Below are 241 nucleotides of genomic sequence, written 5' to 3'. Positions count from 1 at the left end.
CGATTGGTGTTGGATCGCCTGTAAAGCCTGCTTCTGGTGTGAAGGTTACTGCGCCTGTAGTATCATCTACAGTCCAGGTGCCTTCGCCTGGTACCACTAACTCATCGTTATCGCCATCGCCATCCGTATCGGTTGCGCCTGGTGTGGTGATGTTTACTGTACTTGCATCTATCGTTCCATCTGGATCTTGATCGATACCATTGCCATTGTCTGCAAATGGATCAACTACCGCTGGTGTGTT

General features: G+C 49.8%; 1 protein-coding gene. It reads right to left on the bottom strand.

Translation table 11 applies throughout. The annotated features are described in order from the left end of the window. On the bottom strand, positions 1 to 241 hold a 241-nt coding region (locus ACVC43_RS00195), incomplete at both ends, for a hypothetical protein (protein ID WP_452222555.1).

It is taken from the genome of Lacinutrix chionoecetis, from assembly GCF_053604665.1.
Note: the sequence above shows the minus strand (reverse complement) of the source record. Positions and strands in the feature narration are given on the sequence as shown.